We start from the raw sequence: 13,813 nt of genomic DNA, 5'->3' as shown, positions 1-13,813 counted from the left end.
TTCAAAGAGCGGCCTTCGAGGGAGCGCGCTATGGAGTGAGGGGTATTACCTTGAGGAAGCATTTTCAGGCAGCGTGATTTGCCCCGTTAGATAAGGCGCAACGCGGCCTTTAATCATCACGCGCTCACCTTCTACCACGCAGCTCAGCGCGCCTTGACGTGCGCCACCCTGGCGGACAGTAAGCGCTTGCTTACCCAAACGCGCTGCCCAGTAAGGTGCGAGCGACGTATGTGCCGAGCCGGTCACCGGGTCTTCTTCCACGCCGACCTTGGGGCCAAACCAGCGAGAGACAACATCCACATCATCGCCTCTCGCAGTAACAGCCACACCTCGCCCTGGCAGCTGTTTAAGCCGCTGCATATCCGGCACGAGGCGTTCAATCACACTCGCCTCTTCAGCTACCGCCACAATGTCATCCGAGATCAGCAGCTCTTCGATTTCGATACCGCCCAGGGCAGCGGCGACTTCCGCGTGCATGTCTAGCGGTGCGAGCGTTTTCGCGGGGAAGTCCATCACCAGCGCATCGCCCTCGCGGCGAACGGTTAGTACACCGCTTCTGGTTTCAAAGGCCACCGCCTCGGCCACCACGCCCAAGGCATGAAACACCACCCACGCCGCCGCTAAGGTGGCATGGCCGCACAGATCCACCTCCACCGAAGGCGTAAACCAGCGCAGGTGATAGCCCGCTTCCGTGGGTACGAAAAACGCGGTTTCGGAAAGGTTATTCTCCGCTGCAATGGCCTGCAGCAGCGCATCATCCAACCACGCCTCCAGCGGGCACACGGCGGCTGGGTTGCCCTCAAAGGGTTTTGAGGCGAAAGCATCTACTTGGTAGAGGTCGATTTTCATGGCAGTTACCGAAAAAGAGAGGCGAAAACGCTAGGTTAGTGCCGCTTTCTGGCGGAGGCATCAAGCTCAATCGCGCGTCGTCAAGCGCTGAGCTCGTCTCCGCCTGGAAGCCATCACGGCCACTGCCGCGATGCAAAGGGCAGCGGCAATCCCAGCCCATATAAAATGGGAATAGCCACTCAGCCGCTCGAACAGTGGCGCAAGGGCCTGACCAAACAGATAACCGAGCGTGACCCAGGCCAGCGCCCAGATCAACGCCGAAAGAGCATTGAGCAGGATAAAGCGTGGCCAAGGATAATCGGTCGTGCCGATGGTCACCGCACCGGCCATGCGTAGCCCATAAAGGAAGCGTAAGGAGAACGCGAAAACGTTCGGGTGGGCGTTGAACGTTGTCAGTACACGCCCACCTGCCGCACTACCCTGCACCGAACGAACGATAGCGCTATTGCGCCACCCGTGCCCGAGCAGGAAGAACACTTGATCCGCCAGGAAAGAGCCCAGCGCGAGCGCGATGATAGCGGGCCAAAACTCGATCAGGTGCTGATGAGACAGGATGCCGCCCAGCATCGCACTGGCTTCGCCCTCCAAGCTCGCCCCCACGAACAGCCCGAAGCTGCCATAGTTCGCCACCAAATGCTCAAGCGTCATTTGCGTTCATCCATAAAGTAACCCCGGAACCGTGGGCGCTAGGTAAACGCCCTCTTTATCTCGATTCGGGATGATGCAGAGGATTGAATAGGGCTTTTTAGCGGCAGGCAGCTTATTCAATATGCGAGTGGCGTTCAACAGCAACGCACGCAGCCCACACTCATCAGTGCAGCTAAACCAGCAACCCGTTATTATCCTGCTAACTACTTTGCCTACTGGCATCATGCACACCACACCTACTCACTGGGCACGCTATGCATAACCTATGGATTCCCGTCGTCGCCATTTTCATCGTTGCGGGCCTGATATTCGGCGGCCAAGCCTACTCCGAGGCCCAGCGTGATGCTCATATCGCCGCAAGCATATCGGAACGCCTCGGCAGCCAAACGCAGGCCGACCTCTCGCATTTAAAGCGCGTCAACAAGGGCTATGGCGTATGCGGGGATTATCACCTTGCCAACGTTGAGCATGGCCACTTCTACTACAACAGCGCCACCGAGCGCCTAGCGCTGGGCACCGATGCGCCGCTGTATCAAGATAACTGCGATAGGGTTTCTGACTAACGCCTTGAAACCTATCGTTCTCAACAAGCAGCCCTAACCCACCTCCACGGAGTAACGCGTGCTGCGCCCACCGCCGGGAAGCTTGGAAAGGCAGCCTTTCTCCACCAGTTCTGCCAAATCCCGCGTGGCGGTGGCCTTGCTCACCTCAGCCAACGATTGGTACTTGCGGGCATTAATACCCTGTGCAAATTCTTCGACTGCGGTATCCAACAAACGGTTCAGCACCTTAATTTGCCGTTCGTTGAGTATCGTAGTTGCCATGATACTGACAAAAAAACCAAATGAGGCCTAGCTCAAAGAGATCTATCGAATTGAATCTGGTTCTGGGTTCACACAAACAGTATCTGTAAAAGTCTGTTTATTCTAAAGGGCGGGATACTTTGACCGAAACTTTGGACACGCTGTAGAGCTCCACTTTGCCGCCGACAGCCTTTTCGGGGTTAAACAGTGCGAGATTGATACCGTCGCTGACTGAACTACGATAGAGCACGCCGTCGAAACCGATTTTCTTAATGAACTCACAAAGATACTGGCTCGGAATATAGTCGATCGCGGCCCCTGACGGCTGAACAGGTCGAGTCAACTCCTCACCTAAACGTTCGAGGAACGGCAAATCGGCGCGTAACTGACTAATCTCGCTCGACTCGGAGAGTATGAAGGGAGAAACGAGTTTGCGCGGATTGCGCAAGTCCACAACCTTAATATCGGGAATTGTGAAATCAGCAACACATGCAAGCTCGCCGGTATGAGGCCTTATCTCAGCCACAGCGGTTTCAGGAATTGATCCCAGATAAAGATAGGGAATGCCCGCAGGATTAGCCCGACCATGTGATGAGCGTCGCTCCGGGGGTGCACCCATCTTCTCAATTGGGAAGACCTGGTCCTCGGCAAGGATGCGCGCGCGATACCATTGCCGAGGTAATTGCGACGCCAACAACATGCCAAACAACTGTTCGAGGCGGTCTAAATCAATGGCGACATCAAGGAACCAGCGGTTGGCATACATCATTTCGTCGCGCAACTTATCCCACTGTGCGAGCCCCTCACTAATATAGCTTGGAGATGGTGCAAAGCTTTTTCGGACGATTTCACCGTCATCGAGAATCTCACCGAGCAGTTCTTTAGCGTGGGCGGTGTCCATACGTTGGTGACTAAAGAGCTGCCAATCATCCTTCATCCATTCGACCAGCGACTTACCGTCCTCACTCGGCTCATAGACATTAACTAGAAGCTCGAAATAATTGGCGAGCTTACCCGGCTCAACAAGCTGGGTATCAGCGGTCCCGCAAAAATCACATGCTCCGTAACTGGGATCTAGCGACGGGAAGAGCTGATCGCGCAAACTGCGATCATCAAAACATTCAGGGCAACAGAGTCGTTGTACCATAAGGCTTAACCAAGATAGTCGGCAAGTGTCTCGATGTGATGCTTCATCGAGAGCTTTTTAATGTAGCCGAGGCCTGGAAAATGGCCTTTAGCATGGAGGGAGCGAAACTCCTTTATCGCCTCAGTTTCAAGAATGTGGGAATTGTCACTATCCAGTTTCGCGATCAGTTTCTCCAGCGCCTGAGCGAACTTGCCAGCAGGGTCGGTTGGAGTGTCGTTAGTATCAGAGATAAAGTGGTAGACATACATGACATCGTCTTTGTCAGGATCAATGAAAGTCAAGTGGATCGCGACGGCGTAAGCCGGACCACCGCTCTCACTATAAACGTCGCCAGCGATAAGAAAATCTCCAAATCCCGTCATGCGGAGTTCATCATAGGTGACATGAAGGTCGGAGAACTCCTCTACAGGAAGATAATCGGCGTTACGTTGCCGTTTGAAGCCGTCGCGTACGAGAATGCGTTTGCCCTGGTCGAAGTGCTTCCGGTAGAGCATTTTTGCATGATCTTCTATAAATACGTTATCGAGGCCCGCCGTGTTTTTCTTAAGCGCAGCCGCCAGCTCCTTGGGGGCAGTGAAGCCCGCGTGGACTAGAACAGGTTGATGATCAGCATGTTGGTCATAGCAGGCTATTACTTCATCTGCATTCATATCATTACGCAATAAAATGCCAGCTGAGATATTGTCAACTTCGCAAAAATATTCTTGGAGTAGACCAGTAATGCTCGCCCCGTCTTTTTTGTGGTCACCGTGATAAGGGTTCACGATAACTATAGCGCGCCCACCTGCCTCGCACACAGCACTCAATGTTTTCTTAAGGCTGCCAAGTGACTCCCGCACAGGCTCAATCACAGGCACAAAGTTCTTTTCGGCAAGCAACTTTGACGTCTCGCGGATAGTAATTAGCTCGTATTGTTTTCCGCGAAAATAGGGATAATACATACGAAGGTCAGCTCCAAGTCATAGCTGTTTGAAGCGGAGTCTCAATGGCATCAATCAGCTTCGAGTGATCAGAGCGGCGCACCGATATAGAAAGCGCCGCTGCTTGCAAAGATTTGGGCAAACGATTGACAAAGTCACTAAGTGATGAAAGATCACGCGTCCGCTTGAGCGTGCGAACCATCTCTATATGCAACTCTACCGGGTCTAGCCTAGAGAACAGGTCACGCATAGTCGCGTGCCGTTGAGTGTTAGGAACCTCAGGTACCACCACGCCCATCGTCTGCAAGATTGTGTTGCTTTCAGCCATACGCAATGACTCAAAAACGGTTACTGGGCAGATTCGCTCAGGGCGCTCTGCTGCTTCGCGCACTGTTGTTATCCGGAAGCGCTTAGAAAGGCACATTACCCCTACGTCTTTCGGAACCGTTTCTATTATGCCTTCTATATGATCTTTGCTCGCAATTACATTTACCTTGGCGAAAACACGCTTATAGTTATCGACCTGGTTGGCTAGTCGCGCAAGCGAATCCCGCTCCGACTTGATCTCATAGACGGTAGCTGTGCCGTTCAAGATGACGAGATCAGCCTTGCTACTACCAGCACGAAACTCATTGAGCATCGAAGCTGTGCGTAGCGAATGCGTTCCCATCAGTATCTTCTGGCTGATAGCCGCCCGATAAATATATTCATCGCGCTGTCCTGCGACCTTCAAAATTTCGAATGCTTGGTCGAAAACATCTCCAACAGTCGCACCCGAACCGGCATTATCAAGCAAGTTTGTTTGTTCCAGTAACCGACAGAATAAGCCAGACTGGCCTTTTTTCGCCAATTCACGGAAGACAGCTGCAGAGAAGAGTCGGGTCAGGGCGGACAGTTGCGATGTACTATAATTTTTCATACTCCTACCTCAGCCGTCCATTTCGGACAAATCAGGGGGCATGAGTTGACCCCTAACCTACATTTAGCAAAAACGGCAGTATCCTTACCGCCGCTCGAAGCGAACAACTTTACCGTTGCATATTCTCAATACTAAATATAGACCTGATACCGAACAGTTTAAGGTTAGGCTACATCACTTGCGCCCACGCAACTATATAAGAAATAAGCCTACGCTCACTCCCACTCTATTATCAATAAGCCATTTTTGTCTTTTATTTTCAACGGCTTATTATACTGATAATCGGTAACACCATGATAAATACCATGCTCAGAAATTCCTTAAAAATAATTTCATTTTTTACTGACAGCTCCTCTCAACAGGGTCAGAACCAGCCAAACCGGGTAAAAAGCCACCAACCCTGTGGAGACGCCCATCCCCGCTACTGTCAGAAAAAAGGTATAACGCTGACGCTAACCATTTTACCGTATCTCTCCCGACCCAACCTAAAGAGATTTCAGTCCCCCTCGAAGCCTGCCGAAATGCTCAGGGCAAGTGTCGGGAGTTCATTGCGCCCCAATGATACTATCGTGCCCTCGAAAAAACAGCGGGAACAGCCTTAAATGCGCGAACAATTGGAGCGATATCAAGTCTGGCTTTATCTCCTAGTCATCCTGGCCGGCATGACCATCGGCTGGATGTCACCAGAGCAGACCCGTCATTGGGAAGCGCTGCTTTGGCCCGCACTGGGCGTTCTCCTGTACACCACTTTCACTCAGGTACCACTGATACATCTCAGGTCGGCATTTCGTGATCGCCGCTTTCTGGCCGCTTTGCTGACGGGCAATTTTATCCTGATACCGGTGGTCGTTGGTCTTCTGTTGTGGCTGTTACCGGATGATCCCGCTATTCGTCTCGGCGTACTGCTGGTACTGCTGGTGCCCTGTACGGACTGGTTTATCAGTTTTACCCATCTCGGTGGTGGGGACGGTGCCAGGGCCATAGCGGCCGCGCCGATCCTTCTGCTGGTCCAGCTCATTTTGCTACCCATTTATATCTGGCTCTTCATGGGCAATATCGCCATTGAACTGGCGGTTGGCAGCCACTTGCTGCCGGCATTCTTCGGATTGATTGTCACCCCGCTGATCCTGGCCTGGATTACCGAACGGTTGACGGAAAAGCACCCGCGCGCGCAAACACTGGTGGACTGGCTTGGGTGGCTGCCCGTGCCGTTGCTGGCATTGGTGGTGTTTCTAATTGCCGGTTCCCAGGTCAGCCTGGTGATCGACAATGGCGCCCTGCTGTGGTCGGCGCTTGTGGTTTTTGTACTTTATCTGGTTGCCGCCGCTACCATCGGCAAGGGGCTCAGTGAGCTATTCGGGTTCACGCCCACTATCGGCCGCACCCTCACCTTCAGCTTTGGTACCCGCAACTCCTTCGTCATGCTGCCGCTGGCGCTGTCACTGCCGGAGCCCTGGCGTGCCGCCATCGTTGTCATCGTCTTCCAATCCCTGGTCGAGTTGTTTGGCATGGTGGCGTATCTGCGTTGGCTGCCGCGCCTGATCAGGAATGCCGACTGAGCCGGGAACGCAGCCTTACCCGGCGCAACAGGACAATTGAGTCACGTCCTTGATAAAAGTCTGGGCGCAGAGCTTGAGCCCTTCCACCATGGTCAGGTAGGGAAACAGCTCTTCAGCCAATTCCTGCACGGTCATATTGGCCCGCATCGCCATGACCGCCGGCATGGCGCGAAGATCGAGCATAGCGTCGCCGCCGGCCATATTGATCCCGGCCCGGCTGCCCCCGGCGGCAGCCACATAGACGAACTGCGGTTGGTCGGTGCAATCGCCCGCCACTCAGGGCAGCGCACGACGGACTCACGTAACGCCATGGGAGTCCAGTCCTTTCCATGTGGTTGCCTTTCTGCTAGGCTCACGGTCAAATTCCAATTCCGGGACCACTTGCATGGTTAAACGCTGTTTCATAATGGTAATAACGCTGTTGATTGCTTTGCAATCAGTGGTGTCTATTGCCTATGAGGCACAGCCGCACAACCCCGCAATGCCACATTATGATGCGCATTCACACGAATCAGCGGATTTTTCCAGCGAAAATCAGGCAACCAAGTCGTCTCCCGACAACCCCAGTCATTCAGCCGACCATTGCCATCATAGCCATAGCTCCTTTCACATGGTATTGATGGGAACCCTCACCAATATTTTCACCCTGACCGCGGGAATAGTACAGTCCGACTACCAAGCCAACTTCACCACCGGGGTTCAATCCTCCCTTTTCCGCCCTCCCATTTCCTGACCCTGCGAATACCTTCCCCACCCGGGGAACAACTGTCATTTAGACTTTCGTAGGAGCAGTCCCATGCTTTTCAGAATGCCCGTAAAAAACGGGCGGCGCGCAATGCCGTGCCACTCTATTATCCATGCCTTTTGCCTTCTAACGCTGGCATTTGGTTCTACCCTGGCACTCGCCGGGGAGAAACCGCTCACTCTGTCCAAAGCTCTCTCGCGGGCCATGGCACAAAACCCCGGCCTCCAGGTCTTCGATTTTCGCCTTCAGGGTCTTGATGGCCGACGCATCACGGCAGATCAAAATCCTGCCCTGGAGGCCGGCCTGGGAGTGGAAAACTTCCTCGGCAGCGACAATCTGCGAGGAGTTGACGGGGCAGAGTACACCCTGTCCTTGTCATCGGTCCTCGAACTTGGCGGCAAGCGTCAGGCCCGCGTCAGCGTAGTTGACTCACAATACGGGCGGGTCGAGGCCGAGCGCCGGGCCGAGACCCTGGATCTCTTGGGACAGGCGACCCAGCGCTTTGTCGCCACACTGGCCCTGCAGGAAAAACTCCAACTGGCCGCTGAAGCTGTGGCGCTGGCCGAGGCCACCCACGAGATCGTCACCCGTCGCGCCGACAGGGGCGCGGCGCCCCAGGCCGAAGTCCTGCGCGCCAGGGCCGCGCTCACCCAGAGTCGTATTGAGCAGTCCCGTCTTCGAGCCGCCTACGAGAGCCGGAAAATGGCTCTGGCTTCCCTGTGGGGCGATACCAGCCCGGACTTTCAAATGCTGGAAGGCGATCTGTTCCAGTTCGGTTCATCCGACAACTTCGATGCCCTGTACCAGCGGGTCAGCGACAGCCCAGCCATTCAAATCTACGCGAGCGAACAGCGTATCCGCGAAGCGGAGATTCAGCTGGCGCGCAGCCAGTCCGAAAGCGACATCCGTTGGCAGGTGGGCGTCCGGCGTTTCGAGGAGACGGATGATACGGGCTTGACCGCTGGGCTCTCGGTACCGCTCTTTTCCGGACGGCGCAATCGCGGCGAGGTGCAGGCCGCCCTGGCGGCGCGGGATGAGGTCCGATTCCGCCGGGAGGATACCCTGCTGCGCCTCCATTCGCGCCTGTTCGACGCCTACCACTTGCGGCAACAAAGTATCGAGACTGTTGAGCAGATTCGCAGCCAAATGCTTCCCGACCTGACCGAGGCACTCACTCAGACCCGCGAAGCCTATGAAAACGGCCGCTACAGCTATGTGGAGTGGACCGCCGCACAGCGGGAGCTGCTCTCAGCACGGCAGGCATTGGTCGACGCCGCCACCACGGCGCTGCTCAACCAGGCGTTGATCGAACAACTTACGGCGCAGCCACTCGCGACTGTTCCGGGCGCCCCGACGCGCTAACCCACAAATTCAGGATTCACACCATGCAACTGATAAAACAACTCTGTCTGATTCTGGTGGCCACCTGCCTTGCCATCAGCCCCTTACAAGCTGCCGAGGAACAACACGACGAATCGCAGGCAGAGGTCAAGGGGCCTAACGGCGGCATACTGCTGCAACAGAACGACGCCACCGTCGAACTGCAGATCTTCGAGCAGGGGGTCCCACCGGAATACCGGGCCTGGGTCACCAGGGATGGCCGCGCCGTTACTGATGATATTGACCTCAATGTCCAGCTCACCCGCCTGGGTGGGCAAGTGGACACCTTCGACTTCGCCTACCAGGGGGACTACTGGCTGGGGGATGGCGTGGTGACCGAACCCCACTCCTTCGACGTAGAAGTGAGCCTCGCCATGGACGGCAAGAACTACCGCTGGCACTGGGAATCCCACGAAGGTCGCACCCGGATCGCCCCGGCTATCGCCCGAAAAGCGGGTATCACAACGGCCGCAGCCGGGCCGAGTGCCATCGAGCGCAGCCTCACCACCTACGGCAGCCTGACCACGGCACCGCAGCAGATTGCCCGGATCCGCGCCCGTTTCCCGGGCGTGGTCAGCCAGGTGAAGGTCAATCTGGGCGATCGGGTCGAGCGTGGTGACGTGCTCGCTCAAGTCGAGTCCAACGAAAGCCTGCAAACCTACGCACTGCGAGCGCCCATCGACGGGATCGTCATTGAGCGTCGGATCAGCAACGGAGAAATGACCGGGGAGCAACCCCTATTCGCCATTGCCGATTTGACCACTCTGTGGGCGGAATTCAAGGTCTTCCCCGGCCAACGGGCCGAGGTTGCCATTGGCCAGAAAGTCCGACTGAAGGCTGACGGCATTGACCGGGAAGGCACCATCCGCCACCTGCTGCCGGCACCCGGCAACGCGCCCTACACCCTGGCCCGGGTCGAAGTCGACAATGCCGAGGGACTGCTGACCCCGGGTTTGCTGGTGGCCGGGGATATCGTGGTGGAAACGGTGGAGGCCCCCTTGGTGGTTGACAACCGCGCCCTGCAATCCTTCCGGGACTGGACCGTGGTGTTTATTCAGGTGGATGACACCTACGAGATCCGCCCACTGGAGCTGGGCCGCAGCGACGGCAACCTGACTGAGGTACTGGGCGGCCTGCAAGCAGGCGATCGCTATGTGGTGGAAAACAGTTATTTGATCAAGGCCGATATCGAAAAATCCGGCGCATCCCACGACCACTAACCAGGAGGCTATGATGATCAATGCCATCTTACGTCTCTCGGTAGAGCGACGGTTTTTAATGTTATCCCTTATTCTGGTGCTGGTCGGCGTGGGCGTGTGGAGTTTTCAGCGCCTGCCCATCGACGCGGTGCCGGATATCACCAATGTCCAGGTACAGATCAACACCGAGGCACCGGGCTATTCGCCCCTGGAGGCAGAGCAACGCATCACCTTCCCGGTGGAAACGGCCTTGTACGGCCTGCCCAACCTGTCCTATACCCGGTCCCTGTCCCGCTACGGCCTGTCCCAGGTCACGGTGGTGTTCGAGGAAGGCACGGACATCTATTTCGCCCGCAATCTGATCAATGAGCGATTGGGCGCCATCAAGAGCGCGCTGCCCCCCGGGCTGGAGCCGGAGATGGGTCCCATCGCCACCGGTCTTGGCGAGATCTTCATGTACACCGTAGAAGCCCTGCCCGGCGCCGCTCAAGCGGATGGCAGTCCGCTGGACGCTACGGCACTGCGGGAGATCCAGGACTGGATCATCAAACCCCAGTTGGCCCAGGTGCCCGGCGTGATCGAAGTCAACACCATTGGCGGCTACGACAAGCAGTACCACGTCACGCCGTCGCCCCAACGGTTGCTGGAGTTCGGCATCACGGTGGATGAACTGGTCAGCGCCCTGCGGGCCAATAACACCAATCGCGGCGCCGGCTATATCGAACGCAACGGCCAACAGCTGTTGGTGCGCTCGCCCGGGCAGCTGGCCACCATTGGCGATATTGAACAGGTGGTGATTGCCAACCGGGATGGTGCGCCAGTCCGGGTAGCCGATGTAGCTGAAGTGGCCATTGGCAAGGAGCTGCGCACCGGCGCCGCCACCCGCGACGGCAAGGAAACGGTGATGGGCACCGCCATGATGCTGGTGGGGGAAAATTCCCGGGCGGTAGCACAGGCGGTGGCCGAAAAGCTGGAGGCCATTCAGCCCTCCCTGCCCGACGGCGTCAAGGTGGAGGCGGTATACGACCGCACAGCCCTGGTGGACAAGGCGATTGCCACGGTGGAGAAGAACCTGCTTGAAGGGGCACTGCTGGTGATCGTGGTGCTGTTTCTGTTGCTGGGCAACCTGCGCGCCGCCTTGATCACGGCAGCTGTCATTCCGCTTTCGATGCTCGCCACCATCACCGGTATGGTGCGGTCTGGCGTATCCGCCAATTTGATGAGTCTGGGGGCGCTGGATTTCGGCCTGATCGTCGACGGCGCGGTCATCATCGTCGAGAACTGTATCCGGCGCCTGTCCCAGGCCCAGCACCAGGGTCAGTTGGCCCTCAAGGAACGTCTGCAATTGGTGTTCGAGGCCACCAACGAAGTGATTCGTCCCAGCCTGTTTGGTGTCGCCATCATTACTGTGGTGTACCTGCCGATCTTTGCTCTCACCGGGGTCGAGGGCAAGATGTTCCACCCCATGGCGGCCACTGTCGTAATGGCACTGCTGGCGGCCATGGTGCTGTCACTGACCGTGGTGCCCGCCGCTGTTGCGGTCTTTATGGGGGGCAAGATCAGCGAAAAGGAAAGCCCGGTAATCAGCGGTGCTAAATCGCTCTACAGGCCTGCGCTGCGGGTGGCTATGAGGTTCCGCTGGCTGGTGTTGGGCGGCGCGACCACGCTGGTAGCGGTCTGTCTCTGGCTGGCGACCACCCTGGGGTCGGAATTTATTCCACAACTGGATGAAGGGGATATTGCACTCCATGCCCTGCGCATCCCGGGCACCGGGTTGGAGCAGTCCATCGAGATGCAATCGCAGCTGGAAGAACGGCTGAAGGCCTTTGGGGAGGTGGACAAGGTGTTCGCCAAGATCGGCACGCCGGAAGTGGCCACCGACCCCATGCCCCCCAGCGTAGCGGATAACTTTGTCGTCCTCAAGCCTCGCGACCAGTGGCCCAATCCCGACAAGACGAAGGATGAACTGGTGGCGGAAATGGAGGACGCCGTGACCCAACTGCCGGGCAACAAATACGAGTTCACCCAGCCCATAGAAATGCGCTTCAACGAACTGATCTCCGGCGTGCGCGCCGACCTCGGCATCAAGGTGTTCGGCGATGACCTGGATCAGCTGCTGGCATCGGCCAACGACGTCCTTGAGGTTGTGGAATCCATGGAGGGCGCCGCCGATGCCCGGGTCGAACAGGTGACCGGCCTGCCCATGCTGTCGGTACACCCCAAGCGCATGGCGCTATCCCGCTACGGGCTGACCGTGGATGATCTCCAGGATCTGGTGGCAGCCGGTGTCGGGGGCGAAAACGCCGGCCTGATTTACGAAGGCGACCGCCGCTTCCAGTTGGTGGTGCGTCTTCCCGAAGACATCCGCCGGGATGTGGACAGCCTCGCGGACCTACCTGTCCCCCTGCCGGACGGTGGCTATGTGCCCCTGTCGGAAGTGGCCGAGCTGGAGCTGGCTCCGGCGCCCAACCAGATCAGCCGGGAAAACGGCAAGCGTCGGGTGGTGGTCACCGCCAACGTGCGGGACCGCGACCTGGGCGGATTTGTCGAGGAAGCACAGGCGCGCATTGCGGACGACGTGGACCTACCCGCCGGATACTGGCTGGATTACGGCGGGACCTTCGAGCAACTGCAGTCCGCCAGTCAGCGGCTTGCCATCGTGGTGCCCGTGACCCTCGCCATCATCCTCGCACTCTTGGTGATGGCCTTCGGCTCCCTCAAAGATGCCTTGATCATCTTCACCGGCGTGCCACTGGCCCTCACCGGCGGGGTTCTGTCCCTGTGGCTGCGAGACATGCCCCTGTCGATCTCGGCGGGTGTTGGCTTTATCGCCCTCTCCGGGGTGGCGGTGTTAAACGGCTTGGTGATGATCGCCTTTATCCGCGATCTGTGGCACGAGCAGGGTGACCTGATGAAGGCCATTGTCGAAGGCGCCCTGATCCGCTTACGGCCGGTATTGATGACCGCCCTGGTAGCAAGCCTCGGCTTTGTACCCATGGCACTCAATACCGGCACCGGTGCCGAAGTACAGCGTCCTCTGGCGACCGTGGTGATCGGCGGGATTATCTCGTCCACCCTGTTGACGTTGTTTGTACTCCCTGTGCTCTATGCGCTGTTGCATGGCAGAAGTGCCAGTAACTCCACGCCCACAGGCGACATTAATCACGACACTGATAGTTAACCAACACTCCATCGTGGGGGGGGAATCTCCCCATGATTTTTTCAATGTTCTTTTATTGCGGTTTATATCCTGGAAAGACTATGAACGATCCACCCAAGCAACGAATAGATGACTTGAAAGAAGCCTCACCCTTTCGAACACATCGCATCCACGCCATCAACAGTGACTGGTATTTTTTAACCCGTGAAGGTCAAAATATCGGGCCATTCCCGAACAAAAAAGCGGCCGAAGACAGCCTTGCGGAACTCCTGAAAACTGTCAAAAAGGATGAGTAGCCAATGGCCCAAAATCCACAAAGTCGCCAAGGTACAGGCGACCTAGGGTCTCCCCATTTTCCGGCGTGTCATCGGCATAGTCCTCCTGAGGAGGTGAACAAGTCTGGTATTCGTGCCTCGGCGTCTGGCGCTCTTCTCCAGAGGGGGTAGAAAACACTTCGGCCTTGAGCAAACAGCCGTTGCCAGCC

Annotated in this window: 15 protein-coding genes; 7 read left to right on the top strand and 8 right to left on the bottom strand. The window is 56.8% G+C overall.

Annotation, left to right across the window (positions count from 1 at the left end; all coding sequences use genetic code 11):
* Positions 1–45: 45 nt before the first annotated feature.
* Together AC13CN_RS07910 and AC13CN_RS07905 are read right to left on the bottom strand one after the other, a co-directional pair.
* Entirely contained in the window at positions 46–849 is an 804-nt protein-coding gene (locus AC13CN_RS07910) for a PhzF family phenazine biosynthesis protein (protein ID WP_253557272.1), read from the bottom strand.
* Between the two features lie 66 nt (positions 850–915).
* Positions 916–1,497: a DedA family protein gene (locus AC13CN_RS07905; RefSeq protein WP_058578690.1), complete on the bottom strand. Its 582-nt coding sequence runs from the start codon at positions 1,495–1,497 to the stop codon at positions 916–918.
* 254 nt (positions 1,498–1,751) lie between these two features.
* On the opposite strand from AC13CN_RS07905, the gene AC13CN_RS07900 reads away from it, so the two are divergent.
* On the top strand, positions 1,752–2,060 hold the full coding sequence (locus AC13CN_RS07900) for a hypothetical protein (RefSeq protein WP_054641258.1): 309 nt from the start codon (positions 1,752–1,754) through the stop codon (positions 2,058–2,060).
* Between the two features lie 33 nt (positions 2,061–2,093).
* Here AC13CN_RS07900 and AC13CN_RS07895 read toward each other — a convergent pair whose 3' ends face one another.
* From AC13CN_RS07895 to AC13CN_RS07880, 4 genes are all read right to left on the bottom strand, one after another.
* On the bottom strand, positions 2,094–2,321 hold the full coding sequence (locus AC13CN_RS07895; RefSeq protein WP_252860391.1) for a DeoR family transcriptional regulator: 228 nt from the start codon (positions 2,319–2,321) through the stop codon (positions 2,094–2,096).
* A 97-nt stretch (positions 2,322–2,418) separates the two neighbouring features.
* The gene (locus AC13CN_RS07890) at positions 2,419–3,402 is read right to left on the bottom strand and encodes an RES family NAD+ phosphorylase (RefSeq protein WP_197746084.1); all 984 of its coding nucleotides are present in this window, start codon (positions 3,400–3,402) and stop codon (positions 2,419–2,421) included.
* Positions 3,403–3,452: 50 nt separating this feature from the next.
* Positions 3,453–4,388, bottom strand: coding sequence for a sce7725 family protein (locus tag AC13CN_RS07885; protein WP_054641257.1), 936 nt, complete (start codon positions 4,386–4,388; stop codon positions 3,453–3,455).
* A gap of 7 nt (positions 4,389–4,395) precedes the next feature.
* Positions 4,396–5,286 carry a sce7726 family protein gene (locus AC13CN_RS07880; protein ID WP_054641256.1) on the bottom strand — a complete coding sequence of 297 codons (891 nt, stop codon included), beginning with the start codon at positions 5,284–5,286 and terminating at the stop codon, positions 4,396–4,398.
* 602 nt (positions 5,287–5,888) lie between these two features.
* Between AC13CN_RS07880 and AC13CN_RS07875 the strand changes: the two genes are divergently transcribed.
* The gene (locus AC13CN_RS07875) at positions 5,889–6,845 is read left to right on the top strand and encodes an arsenic resistance protein (protein ID WP_042924031.1); all 957 of its coding nucleotides are present in this window, start codon (positions 5,889–5,891) and stop codon (positions 6,843–6,845) included.
* Positions 6,846–6,860: 15 nt separating this feature from the next.
* On the opposite strand, the gene AC13CN_RS07870 is transcribed toward AC13CN_RS07875, so the two are convergent.
* Positions 6,861–7,121, bottom strand: coding sequence for a hypothetical protein (locus AC13CN_RS07870; protein WP_483053112.1), 261 nt, complete (start codon positions 7,119–7,121; stop codon positions 6,861–6,863).
* A gap of 109 nt (positions 7,122–7,230) precedes the next feature.
* Between AC13CN_RS07870 and AC13CN_RS07865 the strand changes: the two genes are divergently transcribed.
* The 5 genes from AC13CN_RS07865 to AC13CN_RS07845 all read left to right on the top strand — a co-directional run bounded on the left by AC13CN_RS07865 (position 7,231) and on the right by AC13CN_RS07845 (position 13,625).
* A complete protein-coding gene (locus AC13CN_RS07865; RefSeq protein ID WP_074210978.1) occupies positions 7,231–7,578 on the top strand; it encodes a hypothetical protein in 348 nt (115 codons plus the stop codon).
* Between the two features lie 63 nt (positions 7,579–7,641).
* Complete coding sequence (locus AC13CN_RS07860; protein WP_228168720.1) at positions 7,642–8,952, top strand: TolC family protein; 1,311 nt, start codon at positions 7,642–7,644, stop codon at positions 8,950–8,952.
* 23 nt (positions 8,953–8,975) lie between these two features.
* On the top strand, positions 8,976–10,190 hold the full coding sequence (locus AC13CN_RS07855) for an efflux RND transporter periplasmic adaptor subunit (RefSeq protein WP_062363107.1): 1,215 nt from the start codon (positions 8,976–8,978) through the stop codon (positions 10,188–10,190).
* 13 nt (positions 10,191–10,203) lie between these two features.
* Positions 10,204–13,350, top strand: coding sequence for an efflux RND transporter permease subunit (locus AC13CN_RS07850; RefSeq protein WP_228168721.1), 3,147 nt, complete (start codon positions 10,204–10,206; stop codon positions 13,348–13,350).
* 80 nt (positions 13,351–13,430) lie between these two features.
* Positions 13,431–13,625 carry a DUF6316 family protein gene (locus tag AC13CN_RS07845; RefSeq protein ID WP_062372392.1) on the top strand — a complete coding sequence of 65 codons (195 nt, stop codon included), beginning with the start codon at positions 13,431–13,433 and terminating at the stop codon, positions 13,623–13,625.
* On the opposite strand, the gene AC13CN_RS07840 is transcribed toward AC13CN_RS07845, so the two are convergent.
* Positions 13,609–13,813: hypothetical protein (locus AC13CN_RS07840; protein WP_483053111.1), on the bottom strand; the 205-nt coding region annotated here is incomplete at its 5' end. The genes AC13CN_RS07845 and AC13CN_RS07840 overlap by 17 nt on opposite strands.

It is taken from the genome of Vreelandella sp. L-25 (assembly GCF_056857535.1).
The sequence above is the reverse complement of the archived record's forward strand: the minus strand, read 5'-3'. Positions and strand labels throughout refer to the sequence as shown.

Coding starts and splice junctions, on each gene's coding strand:
- AC13CN_RS07910 (WP_253557272.1), bottom strand. CDS start 849: ATGAAAATCGACCTCTACCAAGTAGATGCTTTCGCCTCAAAACCCTTT.
- AC13CN_RS07905 (WP_058578690.1), bottom strand. CDS start 1,497: ATGACGCTTGAGCATTTGGTGGCGAACTATGGCAGCTTCGGGCTGTTC.
- AC13CN_RS07900 (WP_054641258.1), top strand. CDS start 1,752: ATGCATAACCTATGGATTCCCGTCGTCGCCATTTTCATCGTTGCGGGC.
- AC13CN_RS07895 (WP_252860391.1), bottom strand. CDS start 2,321: ATGGCAACTACGATACTCAACGAACGGCAAATTAAGGTGCTGAACCGT.
- AC13CN_RS07885 (WP_054641257.1), bottom strand. CDS start 4,388: ATGTATTATCCCTATTTTCGCGGAAAACAATACGAGCTAATTACTATC.
- AC13CN_RS07880 (WP_054641256.1), bottom strand. CDS start 5,286: ATGAAAAATTATAGTACATCGCAACTGTCCGCCCTGACCCGACTCTTC.
- AC13CN_RS07875 (WP_042924031.1), top strand. CDS start 5,889: ATGCGCGAACAATTGGAGCGATATCAAGTCTGGCTTTATCTCCTAGTC.
- AC13CN_RS07865 (WP_074210978.1), top strand. CDS start 7,231: ATGGTTAAACGCTGTTTCATAATGGTAATAACGCTGTTGATTGCTTTG.
- AC13CN_RS07860 (WP_228168720.1), top strand. CDS start 7,642: ATGCTTTTCAGAATGCCCGTAAAAAACGGGCGGCGCGCAATGCCGTGC.
- AC13CN_RS07855 (WP_062363107.1), top strand. CDS start 8,976: ATGCAACTGATAAAACAACTCTGTCTGATTCTGGTGGCCACCTGCCTT.
- AC13CN_RS07850 (WP_228168721.1), top strand. CDS start 10,204: ATGATCAATGCCATCTTACGTCTCTCGGTAGAGCGACGGTTTTTAATG.
- AC13CN_RS07845 (WP_062372392.1), top strand. CDS start 13,431: ATGAACGATCCACCCAAGCAACGAATAGATGACTTGAAAGAAGCCTCA.